Raw genomic sequence first — 17954 nt, 5'->3', positions numbered from 1 at the left:
GTCGTTCTACCCACCTGTGTCTCGTCGATTCGTCGTGCGCTCCCCCTGGGGAAGTGCGCGACGACCGCGCGGTGGGGGTGAAGAGGACGACGGGGCCCTGGGGCCTGCCGGACCGTCCGGTATCCATGTTCCCGGGCGCGCGGGAAGTATGCGAGGGGTCTGAACGGAACTTGAGAGCGTTCGGAGCGTCCCTTTACCGGCCCATGACCGTGGGCGTCATGCCGGTCACCCGGACGGGCCCCGTCGACGCTCCGGGACGTGGCGGGTGCCACGACGGAGTGCGGGACGGGCGGGCGGCCGGGGCGTGGGACGGGGGCAGGACGGCGCCCGGTGCGGGCACGCCGGGCGATGCCCCCCTGACACGCCGAAGGGCGGCCCCACCGTGTGGTGGGACCGCCCTGCGGTGCTCTCGGAACCGGCGGGCCGACGGCGCGATCAGCGCGTCGACCCGGCCGGGCCTCCTCAGCGGAAGTCGCTGCGGAAGGGATCCGAGTAGTCGATGTCGTCGAGGTTGACCGCGCCCGCGCCGTAGCCGGAGAAGTCCAGCTCGTCGTAGCCCGGCACCTGGTACATCTGCGCCTTCGCCTCGTCCGTCGGCTCGACCGAGATCCGACGGAACCGGGGCAGCCCGGTGCCGGCGGGGATCAGCTTGCCGATGATCACGTTCTCCTTGAGCCCCATGAGCTGGTCGCTCTTGCGGTTCAGGGCGGCCTCGGTGAGCACGCGGGTCGTCTCCTGGAAGGAGGCGGCCGAGAGCCACGAGTCCGTCGCGAGGGAGGCCTTCGTGATGCCCATGAGCTCGGGACGGCCGGATGCCGGCTGCCCGCCCTCGGAGAGCACACGACGGTTCTCGCGCTCGAAGGTGATGCGGTCCGCGAAGTCGCCGGGCAGCAGATCCGTGTCGCCCGACTCGATGATCGTCACGCGACGGAGCATCTGGCGCACGATGACCTCGATGTGCTTGGCGTGGATGTCCACGCCCTGGCTGATGTACACCTTCTGGACCTCGTCCACGAGGTGCTTCTGCACCGCACGGGGGCCGAGGATGCGCAGCACCTGCTTGGGATCGACCGAGCCCTGGGAGAGCTGCTGGCCGACCTCGACGTGGTCGCCGTCGGCGACCAGCAGGCTGACGCGACGCGGCACGTTGTAGGTGACCGGGTCGGTGCCGTCATCGGGGGTGACCGTCAGACGACGCTGCTTCTCGTTCTCCTCGATCTCCACGCGGCCCGCGGACTCGGTGATCGGCGCGAAGCCGGCCGGGGTCCTGGCCTCGAAGAGCTCCTGCACACGCGGAAGACCGTGCGTGATGTCGCCGTCGGCGCTGGCCACACCACCGGTGTGGAAGGTGCGCATGGTCAGCTGCGTGCCGGGCTCGCCGATCGACTGGGCCGCGACGATGCCGACGGCCTCGCCGATGTCCACGAGCTGGCCGGTCGCGAGCGAGCGGCCGTAGCACAGGGCGCAGGTGCCGACCGCGGAATCGCAGGTGAGCACGGAGCGCACCTTGATCTCGCGGACGCCGGCGGCGACCAGCTGGCCGATGAGCACGTCGCCCACGTCCGAGCCCGCCGCGGCGACCTCGTTGCCCTCGGGGTCGAGGGCCGCGGTCGCCAGGGTCCGCCCGTACGCAGTGGTCTCGATGTTCTCGTCGGGGACCAGCGCACCGGCCTCCTCCGAGGCGATCTGCAGGGTCAGGCCCTTGGACGTGCCGCAGTCGGACTCGCGGACGATCACGTCCTGCGAGACGTCGACCAGACGACGCGTGAGGTAGCCCGACTGGGCGGTCTTCAGCGCCGTGTCCGCGAGGCCCTTGCGGGAGCCGTGCGAGGCGATGAAGTACTCCAGGACCGAGAGCCCCTCCTTGTAGTTGGAGAGGATCGGGCGCGGGATGATCTCGCCCTTCGGGTTCGTCACCAGACCGCGCATGCCGGCGATCTGACGGATCTGCATCCAGTTGCCTCGAGCGCCCGAGTTCACCATCCGGTAGATGGAGTTGGTCGGGGTCTCCTCGAAGTTCTTCTGCATGGAGGCGTCGACCTCGTTGGTTGCCTTGGACCAGACGTCGATCAGCTCGGCGTTGCGCTCCGCCTCGGAGACCAGACCGAGGTCGCGGTTCTCCTGGATGCGGGCGGCCTGCTCCTCGTACTTCGAGAGGATCTCCTGCTTGTCCTCCGGCGCGATGACGTCGGAGAAGGCGAAGGAGACGCCGCTGCGGGTCGACCACGAGAAGCCGTAGGACTTGAGTGCGTCGAGCGACGCGGCGACCTGCCCCTTCTCGTAGCGCTCGGCGAGCTCGTTGACGATCCCGCCCAGGCGCTTCTTGCCGACCTGGCCCTCCACGTAGGGGAAGTCCACGGGCAGGGTCTCGTTGAAGTAGACCGTGCCGAGCGTGGTCTCGAGCGTGATCGGGTCACCCTCGGTCCAGCCCTCGGGGGCCTCCCAGCCGCGCGGCGGCACGACGTCCTCGAAGCGGATGCGCACGGGCGCGTTGAGCTCGAGGTCGCCGCCGTCGTTCGCCATGATCGCCTCGGCGATCGAGGAGAAGCTGCGGCCGGCGCCCTCGGCGTCCTCGCGGACCGTCGTCAGGTGGTACAGACCGATGATCATGTCCTGCGCGGGCATGGTCACCGGACGGCCGTCCGAGGGCTTGAGGATGTTGTTGCTCGAGAGCATGAGGATGCGGGCCTCGGCCTGCGCCTCGGCGCTCAGGGGCAGGTGGACCGCCATCTGGTCGCCGTCGAAGTCCGCGTTGAAGGCGGCGCACACGAGCGGGTGCAGGTGGATGGCCTTGCCCTCGACGAGCTGCGGCTCGAAGGCCTGGATGCCCAGGCGGTGCAGGGTGGGCGCACGGTTCAGCAGCACCGGGTGCTCGGTGATGACCTCCTCGAGCACGTCCCAGACCTCGGGGCGCGCGCGCTCGACCATCCGCTTGGCGGCCTTCACGTTCTGCGCGTGGGAGAGATCCACGAGGCGCTTCATGACGAAGGGCTTGAACAGCTCGAGGGCCATGCCCTTGGGCAGACCGCACTGGTGCAGGTGGAGCTGCGGACCGTTCACGATGACCGAGCGGCCCGAGTAGTCCACGCGCTTGCCCAGCAGGTTCTGGCGGAAGCGGCCCTGCTTGCCCTTGAGCATGTCGGAGAGCGACTTCAGCGGACGGTTGCCCGGGCCGGTCACCGGACGCCCGCGGCGGCCGTTGTCGAACAGCGAGTCCACCGACTCCTGCAGCATGCGCTTCTCGTTGTTCACGATGATCTCGGGCGCACCGAGATCGAGCAGCCGCTTGAGACGGTTGTTGCGGTTGATCACGCGGCGGTACAGGTCGTTGAGGTCGGAGGTCGCGAAGCGGCCGCCGTCCAGCTGCACCATCGGACGCAGGTCCGGGGGGATCACCGGGACGCAGTCGAGCACCATGCCCTCGGGCGAGTTGGTGGTGGACCGGAACGCGGTGACGACCTTGAGGCGCTTGAGCGCACGGGCCTTCTTCTGGCCCTTGCCGTTGGCGATGATCTCGCGCAGCGAGGCCGCCTCGGCCTCGAGGTCGAAGTCGCGCAGGCGCTGCTGGATCGCCTCGGCGCCCATGCCGCCCTCGAAGTACGTGCCGTAGCGCAGCTTCATGGCGCGGTACAGCTGCTCGTCGCCCTCGAGGTCCGCGACCTTGAGACTCTTGAAGCGGTCCCAGATCGCGGTGACGCGGGCGATCTCGGCGTCGTACTTCTTGCGGATCTGCGCCTGCTCGCGCTCGGAGGAGTCGCGGACCTTGCGCTTCGCGTCGGCCTTGGCACCCTCCTCCTCGAGCTTGGCGAGGTCCTGCTCGGCGGAGACGGCGCGGTCGTTGATGGCCGCGTCGCGCTCGTTCGCGAGCTCCTTGACCTCGAGGTCGTAGCGGGCCTGCAGGTCGGGCAGGTCCTCGTGGCGGGCGTCCTCGTCGACCGCGGTGATCATGTACGCGGCGAAGTAGATGACCTTCTCGAGGTCCTTGGGCGCCAGGTCCAGCAGGTAGCCGAGGCGGCTCGGCACGCCCTTGAAGTACCAGATGTGGGTCACCGGGGCGGCGAGCTCCACGTGGCCCATGCGCTCACGGCGCACGGAGGACTTGGTGACCTCCACGCCGCAGCGCTCGCAGACGATGCCCTTGAAGCGGACGCGCTTGTACTTCCCGCAGTAGCACTCCCAGTCCCGGGTTGGACCGAAGATACGCTCGCAGAACAGGCCGTCCATCTCGGGCTTCAGGGTGCGGTAGTTGATGGTCTCGGGCTTCTTGACCTCGCCATGGGACCAGGTGCGGATATCGTCCGCGGTCGCGAGGCCGATGCGCAGCTCGTCGAAGGTGTTGACGTCGAGCACAGGTGTCCTTCTCTCGAATCTGAAGTCGGGTCGAATCGCTGTCTGAGGGTCGGGGGCGGGCCCGGGAGGGCGGCCTCAGCGGCCGCGCTCCCCCGGGCTCGGGCCTCAGACCTCTTCGATGGAGCCGACGCCCTCGTGGGGACGGCGGGACAGGTCGATGCCGAGCTCCTCCGCGGCCCGGAACACCTCCTCGTCGTTCTCCTGCACCTCCTGGGCGGTGCCGTCGCTGGACAGCACCTCCACGTTCAGGCACAGGGACTGCATCTCCTTGAGGAGCACGCGGAAGGACTCCGGGATGCCCGGCTCGGGGACGTTCTCGCCCTTGACGATGGACTCGTAGACCTTCACACGGCCGGGGATGTCGTCCGACTTGATGGTCAGCAGCTCCTGGAGGGCGTAGGCGGCGCCGTACGCCTCCATCGCCCAGACCTCCATCTCGCCGAAGCGCTGGCCGCCGAACTGGGCCTTACCGCCCAGCGGCTGCTGCGTGATCATCGAGTAGGGGCCGGTCGAGCGGGCGTGCAGCTTGTCGTCGACCAGGTGGTGGAGCTTCAGGATGTACATGTAGCCCACGGAGATCGGCTTGGGGAACGGCTCGCCGGAGCGGCCGTCGTACAGCTGCGCCTTGCCGTCCTCCTTGACCATCCGCTCGCCGTCCCGGTTCGGGGTGTGGTTCGCGATCAGGCCCTCGAGCTCGGTGCCCGAGAGTCCGTCGAACACCGGCACGGCGACGGGGGTGCCCGGCTCGCCGGTCAGCGCCGCGTCGGGCAGATCCTTGGCGGCGTCGGACTTCGGGTCCAGGGACCAGCCGTTCTTCGCGACCCAGCCCAGGTGGACCTCCATCACCTGGCCGATGTTCATGCGACCGGGCACGCCCATCGGGTTGAGGATGATGTCGACCGGGGTGCCGTCCTCGAGGAAGGGCATGTCCTCCACGGGCAGGATCTTGGCGATGACGCCCTTGTTGCCGTGGCGGCCCGAGAGCTTGTCGCCGTCGGTGATCTTGCGCTTCTGGGCCACGTAGACGCGGACCATCTCGTTGACGCCGGTGGGGAGGATCTCTGACTCGTCCTCCTCGGTGAACACCCGGACGCCGATGACGGTGCCGGACTCGCCGTGGGGGACGCGCAGCGAGGTGTCGCGCACCTCGCGGGCCTTCTCGCCGAAGATCGCGCGCAGCAGGCGCTCCTCGGGGGTCAGCTCGGTCTCGCCCTTCGGGGTGACCTTGCCGACCAGGATGTCGCCGGCCTCGACCTCGGCGCCGATGCGGATGATGCCGCGCTCGTCGAGGTCCGCCAGGACGTCGTCGCCGACGTTGGGGATGTCGCGGGTGATCTCCTCGCGGCCGAGCTTGGTGTCGCGGGCGTCGACCTCGTGCTCCTCGATGTGGATCGAGGTGAGGACGTCGTCCTGGACCATGCGCGAGGACAGGATGATGCCGTCCTCGTAGTTGTGGCCCTCCCACGACATGAAGGCGACCAGGAGGTTCTTGCCGAGCGCGAGCTCGCCCTCCTCGGTCGACGGGCCGTCGGCCAGGACCGATCCGGTCTCGACGCGGTCGCCCTCGTTCCACAGCACGCGGTGGTTGTAGCAGTTGCCCGCGTTGGAGCGGTCGAACTTGCCGATCGGGTAGGTCTGACGGGTGCCGTCGTCGGCCATCACCGAGATCAGGTCGGCCGAGAGGTCCTCGATCACGCCGGGCTTCTCGGCGACGATCACATCGCCCGCGTCGACCGCGGCGCGACGCTCCATGCCGGTGCCGACCAGCGGCATCTCGGTGCGCATGAGCGGCACGGCCTGGCGCTGCATGTTCGAGCCCATGAGGGCGCGGTTGGCGTCGTCGTGCTCGAGGAACGGGATCATGGCGGTCGCGACCGACACCATCTGGCGGGCCGAGACGTCCATGTAGTCCACCTCGTCGGCGGGGACCAGCTCGGGCTCGCCGCCGGTGAGGCGCGAGAGCACGGTCTCCTCGACGAAGGTGCCGTCCTCGTTCAGCGGGGCGTTGGCCTGCGCGATGACGTGACGGTCCTCGTCGTCGGCCGTGAGGTAGACGATCTCGTCGGTGACCTCGCCGTTGGTGACCTTGCGGTACGGGGTCTCGACGAAGCCGAACGGGTTGATGCGCGCGAAGGTCGCGAGCGAGCCGATGAGGCCGATGTTCGGGCCCTCAGGGGTCTCGATCGGGCACATGCGGCCGTAGTGGCTCGGGTGGACGTCGCGGACCTCCATGCCCGCGCGGTCGCGCGAGAGGCCGCCCGGGCCCAGCGCCGAGAGGCGGCGCTTGTGGGTCAGGCCCGACAGCGGGTTGTTCTGGTCCATGAACTGCGAGAGCTGCGAGGTCCCGAAGAACTCCTTGATCGCCGCCGTCACCGGGCGGATGTTGATCAGGGTCAGCGGGGTGATCGCCTCGACGTCCTGCGTCGTCATGCGCTCGCGCACGACGCGCTCCATGCGCGACAGGCCCGTGCGGACCTGGTTCTGGATCAGCTCGCCCACCGCGCGGATGCGACGGTTGCCGAAGTGGTCGATGTCGTCGGTCTCGACCCGGAGGGTCTTGCCGTCGGCGCTCGTGGTCTCGCCGAGGCCGTCGTGCAGGGCCACCAGGTACTTGATGGTCGCGACGATGTCCTCGAGGGTCAGCGTGGACTGCGAGAGAGGAGCCTCGACGCCGAGCTTCTTGCCGATCTTGTAGCGACCGACCTTCGCGAGGTCGTAGCGCTTCTCGTTGAAGTAGAGGTTGTTGAGCATCGCCTCGCCGGCATCGCGCGTGGGCGGCTCGCCCGGGCGCTGCTTGCGGTAGATGTCCAGCAGGGCCTCGTCCTGCGAGGTCGTGCGGTCCTTCTCGAGGGTCGAGCGCATGGACTCGAACTCGCCGAACTCGTCGAGGATCTCGCTCTGGGACATGCCGAGCGCCTGCAGCAGCGTGGTGACGGACTGCTTGCGCTTGCGGTCGATGCGCACGCCGACCTGATCGCGCTTGTCGACCTCGAACTCGAGCCAGGCGCCGCGCGACGGGATCATCTTCGCGCCGAAGATGTGCTTGTCGCTGGTCTTGTCGACGCTCTCGTCGAAGTAGACGCCGGGCGAGCGCACGAGCTGCGAGACGACCACGCGCTCGGTGCCGTTGATGATGAAGGTGCCCTTGTCGGTCATGAGCGGGAAGTCGCCCATGAAGACCGTCTGGGTCTTGATCTCGCCGGTCTCGTTGTTCATGAACTCGGCGATCACGTACAGCGGAGCGGAGTAGGTGAGGTCCTTCTCCTTGCACTCCTCGACCGTGTACTTCGGGTCGTCGAAGGTGTGGTCGCGGAAGGACAGCGCCATGTTGCCGGCGAAGTCCTCGATCGGGGAGATCTCCTCGAAGATGTCGGCCAGACCGGAGGTCTGCGGGACGTCCTCGCGTCCCGCGGACGCCGCCTCGGCGGCGCGCTCCTGCCAGAGCTCGTTGCCGAGCAGCCAGTCGAAGGAGGTGGTCTGGAGGCTCAGCAGGTCGGGGACCTGGAGCGGATCGCCGAGCTTGGCGAAGGTGACGCGCGGCGACGCCGTGCGCAGGGCGATGTCAGGGGTTCGATCGGTGCTCGAGGCAGCCAAGGGTGGTCCTTCCACAGGCCGGTGACAGTGGACCGCGCGGCGGCGTCCTCCCAGGTCGAGCAGAGGGTCAGCGGCTCTGCGCCTCGCATGGACCCAGCGGTGCCCGCAAGGGCTCCAGGGGGTTCGGCGGGCTGACGATCGAAGACGACACAGCGCAAAGAGAGAGCATACAGAAGATCACGGATGGACGCAACACCGCGAGCGCGGAGGGTCCATCCGCGTCGGCCGCCATATGCCTGGCGCGGAGGGCGGAGCCTCCTGTCTGGTTCTCGTCACCCGGCGCCTCGCGGCGTCGGGCCCCAGCGGCGGGGCGGGCACCGGGCCCGGCCTCTCACGTCGCACCATCGGTGCGGTATCGCCGACGGGAGCAGTCGACAGGAACAGCTCTCGATCAGGGAACAGAATGCGCCGTGCTCGCCCGCGAGTCAAGCAGGCGCGCAGGATGCACAGGTGCGTCGACCCCGTCGTACGGCGCCGCCGCGTCCGACCGAGCGGCCGTGCGGCGGGGCCTCGAGGGCTCGGGGCGCTCAGATCCAGCGGGCGCGGCGCATGAGGACGCCGACCGCGAGCGTGGGCACCAGCACGAGCACGGCGGCGATCGCGAGCCCCACCGGCGATCCGAAGCCCGGGTAGGGGACGTTGATCCCGAACCATCCCGTGACCAGCGTCGGGATCGACACCACCGCGGCCCAGCCGGCGAGCTTGCGCATCACGACGTTCAGGTGCTGGTCCTGGAGCGCGAGATGGGTCTGGACGACGGAGGTGAGGGTCTCGTGCTGCGAGTCGAGCCATTCCTCGGTGCGCGCGGCGTGGTCCGCGAGCTCCGCGTGGAGCGAGCGCAGCTCGAGGGCCCCCGGGTGAGCGGACGGCGGGGTCCGCTCGGGGCCGGGCGCGGCGGCCGCGCTCCCCCGCCCCTCGGACGTCTCGGGCCGCAGGCGATCTATCACCGAGGCCATCGGCTGGATCCAGCGTCGCAGACGCGTCAGCTCGCCCCGCAGCGCCGCGGCGACGGTCTCGATGCCCGCACTCCTGCCCGCCGCCTCGAAGACGTCGTCCTCGAGGTCGTCCAGCCGGTCGTCCATCCACTGCGCAGCCCAGAACTGCGCGTCGACCACGTGGTCGAGCACGAGATGGGCGAGGCCCGAGGCTCCCAGCGGCGCCCCCTCGTCCTCGGCCCAGGCCTCGCGCACGGCGGAGAGGTCGAAGGCGTCGTCGGACCGGACGGTGACCACTCCGCCCGGATGCACGAAGCCGGCGATCCGCGTCGCGCGGAACTGGTCCTCCCCGCGCCGCGGCTGGGGCGCCTCCTCCTCGGGCGCCTCCGGGTCCCCACCGAGCGCGGCGCGGACGGCCTCGCCGACGGGGACCGGCGCATACACGATGAAGGCGAGATGATCCGCGTGGTGCACGGCCTTGGCTCGCGCGTGCCGTCCGAGGATGCCCTCGATCTCGGTCCTGCGCAGGCCGAGCGCCTCGGCGACCTCGGACGCCGCTCCCCCGCCGACGGGTCCGGCCCCGTCGGCGATGCCGGCTCCGTCGGCGGGGCCGTCGTCCTGCACGAGGTCGAGCCAGAGGGTCGGGCCGTCGGTCCGGGAGAGGCGCGAGCGCAGCTCCGCGAGGGGCACGTCGACCTCGGACAGGGACCACCCGTCGTCGGTCGTGCCGGACAGGGACAGGCAGCGCACGGTGGTCATGGGCCCATCCTGCCCGCGTCCGGGCATGCGCAAGGGCCGCCCCGCCGAAGCGGGACGGCCCTTGCCAGCAGATGTGCGCCGTGGGCGCCGCAGCGCGGATCCGGACTCAGTCCGTCCCCGGCCCCGGGCGCCCGGGCGCCGTCATCACTTGACGGTGACGGAGGCGCCAGCGCCCTCGAGCTGCTCCTTGGCCTTCTCGGCGGCGTCCTTGGACGCCTTCTCGAGAACCGGCTTGGGGGCGCCGTCGACGAGGTCCTTGGCCTCCTTCAGGCCGAGACCGGTCAGAGCGCGCACCTCCTTGATGACGGCGATCTTCGCGGAGCCGGCGCCCTCGAGGATGACGTCGAACTCGTCCTTCTCCTCCTCGACGGGGGCCTCGCCACCGGCGGCGCCGCCGGCCGCGGCGACGGCCACGGGGGCCGCGGCGGTGACGTCGAAGATCTCCTCGAACTGCTTCACGAACTCGGAGAGCTCGATGAGGGACATCTCCTTGAAAGCCTCGATGAGCTCGTCGTTGCTGAGCTTCGCCATGATGGGCGTTCCTTCCTGTTCAGGAGCCGTAGGGCTCCGTGCGTGGGGCGGCGCTCTCGCGCCTGGTCAAGCGGACCTCCGCCGATGCGGCCGACGGGAGGTCGAGGTCAGCGCCGACGCGCTGAGGTGTGCGGTGCCGAGGGCATGAGCCGTGGGGCTCAGGCCTCCTGCTTCGCACGCAGCGCGTCCACAGTGCGCGCCGCCTTCGACAGCGGCGCCTGGAACACGGCAGCGGCCTTGGACAGGTTCGCCTTGAAGGCGCCTGCTGCCTTGGCCAGCAGCACCTCGCGGGACTCGAGGTCCGCGAGGGTCTTCACGTCGTCCTCCGAGAGGGCCTTGCCCTCGAAGAAACCGGACTTGACGACGAGATTCTCGTTGCCCTTGGCGAAGTCACGCAGGGCCTTGGCCGGCGCGACCGGCTCACCCTTGATGAAGGCGATGGCGGTGGGGCCGGCCAGCTTGCCCTCGAACGCGTCGATGCCGGCCTCGCGGGCGGCGATCTCCGTGAGCGTGTTCTTCACCACGGCGTAGGTGGTGTCAGCACCCAGCGAGCGGCGCAGCTGCTGGAGCTGCGTGACGCTGAGGCCGCGGTACTCGGTGAGAACGGCGGCGTCGGACTCACGGAACAGCTGCGTGAGCTCGGCGACGGCGTCCACCTTCTCGGGCTTCGCCATGGCCCTCCTTCCAGAGGTCTCGGGCCGACGGCTGAAGGGCCCGCCCGACGGGTCCGCACGGGGCGGACCGATCTGCAGCGGACACGGAAAAGGCCTCGACACGCAGGTGTCGAGGCCCGGACGCACTCAGCTCGCTCTGCGCGGCGTGCGAGAGGATCGAGACCCTCCGCTGCCGCACCCGGTCTCCCGGTGCGCGAGCGACCGTGCAGCGGTCGTTCGGTTCACCTGCGCAGGCCGTCCCCGTGGGGATTCCTTCGGTCGAGCCCGGTGGCGGGCACGACGACCGGCGGTCTTCGGTAGGTCCAGAGTAGCCGAGGCGCATGCGGCGGCGCCATCCGGATGGCGGCGACCTCGCTCACATCCGCGGCGCTCTCCGTCCCGCCCCGCCGCGCGGAAGCCCGGCACCGACGGAGAAGCCCCCGCACCGACGGATCGGTGCGGGGGCTTCGGTGCACGTCCTGCGTGCGGGCTCGGGCGCCCGGCGCGGACGGAGTCGAGGAACGACTCGGCTCAGGCGGCCTCGTCGGTGTCCTCGGTGAGGTTGCGCGTGCGGTTCACGTCGACCGGGACGCCCGGGCCCATGGTGGTGGACACGGTGATCTTGCTGATGTAGCGGCCCTTCGAGGAGGACGGCTTCAGTCGCAGGATCTCCTCGAGCGCTGCCACGTAGTTCTCGGTGAGCTGCGCATCGGAGAAGGAGACCTTCCCGATGATGAAGTGCAGGTTCGCCGCACGGTCCACGCGGAACTCGATCTTGCCGCCCTTGATGTCGGACACGGCCTTGGCGGTGTCCATCGTGACGGTGCCGGTCTTCGGGTTCGGCATGAGGCCGCGCGGGCCGAGCACGCGGCCCAGCTTTCCGACCTTGCCCATGAGGTTCGGCGTGGCCACGGCCGCGTCGAAGTCGGTCCAGCCGCCGGCGACCTTCTCGACGAGGTCGTCGTCGCCGACCTCGTCGGCGCCCGCCGCCAGAGCGGCCTCGGCCTGCGCACCCGTCGCGAAGACGATCACGCGGGCGGTCTTGCCGGTGCCGTTGGGCAGGTTGACGGTGCCGCGCACCATCTGGTCGGCCTGGCGCGGATCCACGCCCAGGCGCATGGCGACCTCGACGGAAGCGTCGAACTTCGCCGGGGAGGTCTGCTGCGCCAGACGGATCGCGTCCAGCGGCGAGTAGTAGCGGCCCTCGTCGATCTTGGCCGCTGCGTCCTTGTACGACTTGCTCTTGAATGCCATCGTGATCAGCCCTCCACCGTGATGCCCATGGACCGAGCGGTCCCGGCCACGATCTTCGCGGCCGCGTCGATGTCGTTCGCGTTCAGGTCCGGCATCTTCGTCTCCGCGATCTCGCGGACCTGGTCCATCGAGATCTTGCCGACCTTGTCGGTGTGCGGGGTCGCAGAGCCCTTCTGCAGACCGGCGGCCTTCTTGATCAGCTCGGCGGCCGGCGGCGTCTTGGTCACGAACGTGAACGAGCGGTCCTCGTACACGGTGATCTCGACCGGGATGATGTTGCCGCGCTGGTCGGCCGTCCGGTCGTTGTACGCCTTGACGAACTCCATCATGTTCACGCCGGCGGCGCCGAGCGCGGGACCCACGGGCGGCGCAGGGGTGGCCTGGCCGGCCTGGATCTGGAGCTTGATGATGCTCGCGATCTTCTTCTTGGGAGCCATTGCTCTTCCTTCTGTGGTCGTGGTCCGGGCGGAGCTCATCAAGCTCCTCCCACCTGCGGCTCCCCGGACGGGCCGGGGGCCGGCGGCATCCCGGCGGGCCGGGCTGCCTGCGGCGTCCCGACGGATCAGGACGCCGATGGCATCCCGACGGATCGGGACGCCGATGGCGCGTGACTCGAGCGCGGGGCTCGAGGGGCGGCGCCGAGCCGGACTCGGATCAGATCTTGGCGACCTGGTCGAAGGCCAGCTCCACCGGGGTCTCGCGTCCGAAGATGGACACGAGGACCTGGAGCTTCTGGTGCTCGCCGTCGATCTCGGAGATCGTGGCGGGCATGGTCTCGAACGGACCGTCCATGACGGTCACGGACTCGCCGACGGCGAAGGCGGGGACCTTCTGCGCGGCGGCGGCGCGCGAGGAGCCGCCCGCGGAGGAGGCGCGCTTCTTCTCGGGCAGCCCGATGCTCGGCTCGAGCAGCGAGAAGATCTCGTCGAAGGTCAGCGGGGTCGGGTCGGTCGCGTTGCCCACGAACCCGGTGACACCGGGGGTGTCGCGCACGACCCGCCAGGACTCGTCGGTCAGGTCCATGCGCACCAGGACGTACCCGGGGACCCGGACGCGGCGGACGACCTTCTTCTGGCCGTTCTTGATCTCGGTCGCATCCTCCATGGGGACCTCGATCTGGAAGATGAAGTCCTCCATGTTCTGGGTCTCGATGCGGGTCGTGAGCTGCGTCTTCACGCGGTTCTCATGACCGGAGTAGGAGTGGACGACGTACCACTCGCCCAGTGCCGAGCGCAGCTGGCGCTTGAGCGCGGCGATCTGCTCCTCGGCGCTCGGGCCCTCATCGGAGGCGTCCCCGCCCTCGGCGGCGTCGTCGGAGGAGGCGTCCTCCGCAGAGGCCTCGCCGTCCGCGGAACCGTCGGCCGGAGCCTCGTCGGAAGCGCCCTCGGCGCTGGCGTCGTCCGCGGTGCCCTGCTCGCCCTCGGTGGCTGCGGCGGCGTCCTCGCCGTCGGCGGCCTCGGGGGACGCGGAGTCATCGGGACGGCCGGACTCGGGGGACGCGGAGAACGCGAGAGAGGAGTCGACGCCCTCGTAGGTGTCCTCGAAGGAGTCTGACTGGTCGTTCGCCACCGTGAACCTGCTTTCCTACCGGCTGTGGATCGGGTCGGGCGCTTCGGCCCCGCACGCGCTCGGCGCGGACTCAGAGCCCGGAGTCGGGGACCACGAAGGTGATCCGGGACAGCCAGCCGAAGACGAAATCGAGGCCGAACACCAGAAGGATCATCACGAAGACGAACATGAGGACGGTCACCGCGTACACGGCGAGCTCCTTGCGCGTCGGGATGACGACCTTCTTGAGCTCAGCGATGACCTGGCGGACGAACAGGCCGATCGCCACGAACGGGTTCCTGGACCCGTCGTCCTTGCGACGCCCCTCGTGGGGAGTCGCCGGGGAGGTGTGGCTGGAGCTCACTCTGGTCTGTCCGATCTCGTCGGGTGCATCCGCGTCCGTCCGGACGTCTGGTCCGATCGGACGAGCAGGGCAGACAGGACTCGAACCTGCAACCTGCGGTTTTGGAGACCGCTGCGCTACCAATTGCGCCACTGCCCTTCGCAGGATCTCTCCTGCGAGGTCCTCCCTGGTGGGGTGGTTCCGGGCGACACGAGTCCGCCGGACCCTGAGGACCGACGAACAGCATACCCATGACCCGGCGCACGGGCGAATCCCCCGCGTCCCGGATCACACCGTGGACCAGCGCAGGCGCACGCCGGGGCCCGGGCGAGCGGCCGACGGGGCCCGGGCCGGCGCGTGATCTGGCACGTTCACCTGCGCTCTGCCAGGATGTGGAGGGTGAACGAGAACACGCCCTCCGCAGCCTCCCAGCCCTCCCAGACCGCCTCGCCATCGGCCGTCGGCGACCCCGGAGCAGGAGCGTCCGCGCGGCGCCTCTCCGCGCGCATCGGGGCGATCGCCGAGTCCGCGACCCTCGCGGTGGACGCGAAGGCGAAGGCGCTCAAGGCCGCCGGGCGACCGGTGATCGGCTTCGGCGCGGGCGAGCCGGACTTCCCGACCCCCGCGCACGTCGTCTCCGCCGCGCAGGACGCCGCCGCCGACCCGCGCAACCACCGCTACAGCCCCGCCGCGGGCCTTCCCGAGCTGCGTCAGGCGATCGCCGGGGCGACGCTGCGCACCGACGGCATCGAGGTCGATCCCGCGCAGGTGCTCGTCACCAACGGCGGCAAGCAGGCCGTCTACGAGGCCTTCGCGAGCCTGCTGGACCCGGGCGACGAGGTCATCCTGCCCGCCCCCTACTGGACCACCTACCCCGAGGCGATCCGCCTCGCCGGCGCCCGCGAGGTCGAGGTGCTCTCCGGCGCCGACCAGGACTACCTGCCCACGCTCGCGCAGCTCGAGGCCGCGCGCACCCCCGCGACCCGCGCGATCCTGCTGTGCTCGCCGTCGAACCCGACGGGCTCCGTGATGAGCCGGGCGCAGCTCGAGGAGATCGGCCGCTGGGCGCTCGAGCACGGGATCTGGGTGATCTCCGACGAGATCTACCAGCACCTCACCTACGACGGCGTCCCCTTCGTCTCGATCCTGGACGCCGTGCCCGAGCTCGCCGAGACCACGGTGCTCCTCAACGGCGTCGCCAAGACCTTCGCGATGACCGGCTGGCGCGTGGGCTGGATGATCGGCCCGAAGGACATCGTCAAGGGCGCCTCGAACCTGCAGTCCCACCTCACCAGCAACGTCAACAACGTCGCGCAGCGGGCGGCGCTCGCCGCGCTCACCGGGCCGATGGACGACGTGGAGAGGATGCGCGAGGCCTTCGACCGCCGTCGCCGCACCATCGTCGAGGCGCTCTCGAGCATCGACGGATTCCGCGTGCCCACCCCGAAGGGCGCCTTCTACGCCTTCCCCGACGTGACAGCGGTGCTGGGCCGCACGATCCGCGGCACGCACGTGGAGACCAGCGCCCAGCTCGCCGAGGTCGTCCTCGAGCACGCCGAGGTCGCGGCCGTCCCGGGCGAGGCCTTCGGCGCCCCCGGGCACCTGCGCTTCTCCTACGCCCTGGCCGACGAGGACCTCGCCGAGGGCATGGAGCGCCTGGCCGCACTGCTCGCCGAGTGAGCACGCCCGCCCGGCGCGACCTCCGGACCCTCCCCAAGGCGCACCTGCACCTGCACTTCACGGGGTCGATGCGCCGGGACACGCTCGTGTCGATGGCCGCCGAGCGCGGCATCCGCCTGCCGCGGATCCTGCACGCCGACGAGGCGCTGCACGTGGACGCCACGCGTCGCGGCTGGTTCCGCTTCCAGCGCCAGTACGACGCCGCGCGCCACGTCGTCGACGGCGAGGAGGCGATGCGCCGGATCGTGCGCGAGGCCGCCGAGGACGACCTCGCGGAGGGCTCCGGTCGGCTCGAGCTGCAGGTCGACCCCACGGGCTACGCGGGGCACGTCGGCGGGATCACCCCCGCGCTCGAGATCGTCCTCGACGAGGCCGAGCGCACCGAGCGCGCCCTGGGGCTGAGCATCGGGATCGTGGTCGCCGCCTCCCGCACCCGCCACCCGCTGGACGCGCGGACCCTCGCGCGGCTGGCCGCGCGCAACGCCGATCGCGTGGTCGGCTTCGGCCTCTCGAACGACGAGCGCCGCGGCGCGACCTCGGAGTTCGCACCGGCCTTCCGCATCGCCCGCGAGGCGGGGCTGGCCTCGGTGCCGCACGGCGGCGAGCTGCTGGGGCCCGACCATCTCCGCGAGGTCGTCGACCATCTGCATCCCGATCGGCTGGGCCACGGGGTGCGATCGGCCGACGACCCGCGCCTGCTCGAGCGCCTCGCCGCTCAGGGCGTGGGGCTCGAGGTGTGCCCCGCCTCGAACGCGGCCCTCGGGGTGTACCCCTCCGCCGGGGACGTGCCCCTGCGGCGCCTGCGGGAGGCGGGAGCGCGGATCGCGCTGGGCGCCGACGACCCGCTCCTGTTCGGCTCGCGGCTGCTCGCGCAGTACGAGATCGCACGCGAGGCGGGCTTCACCGACGCCGAGCTCGCGGGCCTCGCGGCCGACTCGATCCGCCTCTCACGGGCCGACGCGGAGACGCGCGAGCGCCTGCTCGCCGGGGTCGCCGCGTGGCTCGACGCGGAACCGACGGTTCGCTCCCGCGGCTGAGCCTCAGCGGTCCTGGCCGGAGCCGTCCTCCGGGAGGGCGAGGAAGAACGCCGGGGAGCCGAGGCCCTCGCGGGCGAAGGCGTCGGCGATCGCCTGGGCGACGTCCTGGGCGGAGTCCGCCTCCACCAGGGCGATCGTGGAGCCGCCGAATCCGCCGCCGGTCATGCGGGAGCCGTGCGCTCCGGCCGCACGGGCGGCGTCCACGGCGACGTCGAGCGCGGGGACGGTGACCTCGTAATCGTCGCGCAGGGAGTCGTGGGAGGCGTTCAGCAGGGCGCCCAGCTGCGCGACGCCCTCGCGGACGCTGCCGCGCTCGAGCAGCGCGTCGAAGTCCCGCACGCGCTGGATCTCCGTGATCACGTGGCGCGCGCGGCGGCGGACCACCTCGTCGTCGATCCGGCCGAGGGCCTCGTCGAGACCCGCCGGGTCGATGTCGCGCAGGGTCCCCACGCCCAGGATCTCCGCCGCGCGCTCGCTGTCGCGGCGGCGGTCGGCGTACTCCCCTCCGGCGTGGGAGTGCTCGGCGCGGGTGTCGGTGATGAGCAGGGCGAGGCCCTGGCCGGCGAGGTCCCAGGCCACCGGGGTGGTCGAGAAGTCGCGGCAGTCCAGCAGCAGCGCGCGGCCCTCGCGGGCGAGCACCGAGGCGGACTGGTCGAGGCCGCCGGTCGAGGCGCCCACGAAGTCGTTCTCCGCGGCGATGCACGCGCGCACGCGGTCGAGGGGCGTCGTGCCCAGGCTCAGCAGCGACTCGAGGGCCTCGGCGCTCGCGCACTCGACGGACGCGCTCGAGGAGAGCCCGGATCCCAGCGGCACATGGCCGTCGAGGTAGATGTCCACGCCCTGCTGGACGGCGCCGCTGATGAAGGGGCGCAGGGCCCAGAGCACGCCGGTCACGTAGGCGGGCCAGCCCTCGACGGCGTCCGGGGCGAGATCCCCGGCCTGCCCCTCGAAGACGACGTCGCTCTGCGCGGAGCGCACGCGCACCAGATCGGTGGGCGTGCGGGCCGCGGCGACGAAGCAACGGTGGGAGATCGCCATCGGCAGGCACAGGCCGTCCTGGTAGTCCACGTGCTCACCGATGATGTTCACGCGGCCCGGGGCGGACCACACGCCGTCGGGCTCGTATCCGAAGGCTTCGGCGAAGGCGCGGGCGGTGGCGTCCACGGTCTCGCCGCGATCGGGGGCCTCGAGGATGACGGCGTCGCTCGACATGGGGGTGCGGTTCCTTCTGGTCGGGGGCGGCCCGGGCGGGCCGGTCTCTGGATTCGCC

At 70.7% G+C, this 17954-nt stretch carries 12 protein-coding genes and 1 tRNA gene; 2 read left to right on the top strand and 11 right to left on the bottom strand.

The window, feature by feature from the left end; all coding sequences use genetic code 11:
• Positions 1-462 precede the first annotated feature (462 nt).
• The 10 genes from M4486_RS19440 to M4486_RS19395 form a co-directional block, all read right to left on the bottom strand.
• The gene (locus tag M4486_RS19440; protein WP_249478956.1) at positions 463-4350 is read right to left on the bottom strand and encodes a DNA-directed RNA polymerase subunit beta'; all 3888 of its coding nucleotides are present in this window, start codon (positions 4348-4350) and stop codon (positions 463-465) included.
• A gap of 105 nt (positions 4351-4455) precedes the next feature.
• The gene (rpoB, locus tag M4486_RS19435; RefSeq protein ID WP_249478955.1) at positions 4456-7944 is read right to left on the bottom strand and encodes a DNA-directed RNA polymerase subunit beta; all 3489 of its coding nucleotides are present in this window, start codon (positions 7942-7944) and stop codon (positions 4456-4458) included.
• Positions 7945-8471: 527 nt separating this feature from the next.
• Positions 8472-9638 carry a CorA family divalent cation transporter gene (locus tag M4486_RS19430; RefSeq protein ID WP_249478953.1) on the bottom strand — a complete coding sequence of 389 codons (1167 nt, stop codon included), beginning with the start codon at positions 9636-9638 and terminating at the stop codon, positions 8472-8474.
• A gap of 144 nt (positions 9639-9782) precedes the next feature.
• Complete coding sequence (gene rplL / locus M4486_RS19425) at positions 9783-10169, bottom strand: 50S ribosomal protein L7/L12 (RefSeq protein ID WP_249478952.1); 387 nt, start codon at positions 10167-10169, stop codon at positions 9783-9785.
• Positions 10170-10327: 158 nt separating this feature from the next.
• Positions 10328-10843, bottom strand: a complete 516-nt coding sequence (rplJ, locus tag M4486_RS19420) for a 50S ribosomal protein L10 (RefSeq protein ID WP_152351765.1) — start codon at positions 10841-10843, stop codon at positions 10328-10330.
• A gap of 510 nt (positions 10844-11353) precedes the next feature.
• Positions 11354-12076 carry a 50S ribosomal protein L1 gene (gene rplA, locus M4486_RS19415; protein WP_249478951.1) on the bottom strand — a complete coding sequence of 241 codons (723 nt, stop codon included), beginning with the start codon at positions 12074-12076 and terminating at the stop codon, positions 11354-11356.
• Positions 12077-12081: 5 nt separating this feature from the next.
• On the bottom strand, positions 12082-12513 hold the full coding sequence (gene rplK, locus M4486_RS19410; protein ID WP_152351763.1) for a 50S ribosomal protein L11: 432 nt from the start codon (positions 12511-12513) through the stop codon (positions 12082-12084).
• Positions 12514-12730: 217 nt separating this feature from the next.
• Complete coding sequence (gene nusG, locus M4486_RS19405; protein WP_249478950.1) at positions 12731-13645, bottom strand: transcription termination/antitermination protein NusG; 915 nt, start codon at positions 13643-13645, stop codon at positions 12731-12733.
• A gap of 70 nt (positions 13646-13715) precedes the next feature.
• Positions 13716-13988 carry a preprotein translocase subunit SecE gene (gene secE, locus M4486_RS19400; protein ID WP_193636171.1) on the bottom strand — a complete coding sequence of 91 codons (273 nt, stop codon included), beginning with the start codon at positions 13986-13988 and terminating at the stop codon, positions 13716-13718.
• A 65-nt stretch (positions 13989-14053) separates the two neighbouring features.
• Positions 14054-14126 (bottom strand) — tRNA-Trp (locus M4486_RS19395).
• Between the two features lie 348 nt (positions 14127-14474).
• On the opposite strand from M4486_RS19395, the gene M4486_RS19390 reads away from it, so the two are divergent.
• Together M4486_RS19390 and M4486_RS19385 are read left to right on the top strand one after the other, a co-directional pair.
• On the top strand, positions 14475-15647 hold the full coding sequence (locus M4486_RS19390) for a pyridoxal phosphate-dependent aminotransferase (RefSeq protein WP_249481180.1): 1173 nt from the start codon (positions 14475-14477) through the stop codon (positions 15645-15647).
• The gene (locus M4486_RS19385) at positions 15644-16684 is read left to right on the top strand and encodes an adenosine deaminase (RefSeq protein ID WP_249478949.1); all 1041 of its coding nucleotides are present in this window, start codon (positions 15644-15646) and stop codon (positions 16682-16684) included. The genes M4486_RS19390 and M4486_RS19385 overlap by 4 nt, the downstream gene beginning before the upstream one ends.
• Positions 16685-16687: 3 nt before the next feature.
• Here the strand turns inward: M4486_RS19385 and galK are convergent, their stop codons facing one another.
• On the bottom strand, positions 16688-17896 hold the full coding sequence (galK, locus tag M4486_RS19380; protein ID WP_249478948.1) for a galactokinase: 1209 nt from the start codon (positions 17894-17896) through the stop codon (positions 16688-16690).
• Positions 17897-17954 lie beyond the last annotated feature (58 nt).

This window comes from Brachybacterium kimchii, from assembly GCF_023373525.1.
GTDB classification, from domain to species: domain Bacteria; phylum Actinomycetota; class Actinomycetes; order Actinomycetales; family Dermabacteraceae; genus Brachybacterium; species Brachybacterium kimchii.
Note: the sequence above shows the minus strand (reverse complement) of the source record. Positions and strands in the feature narration are given on the sequence as shown.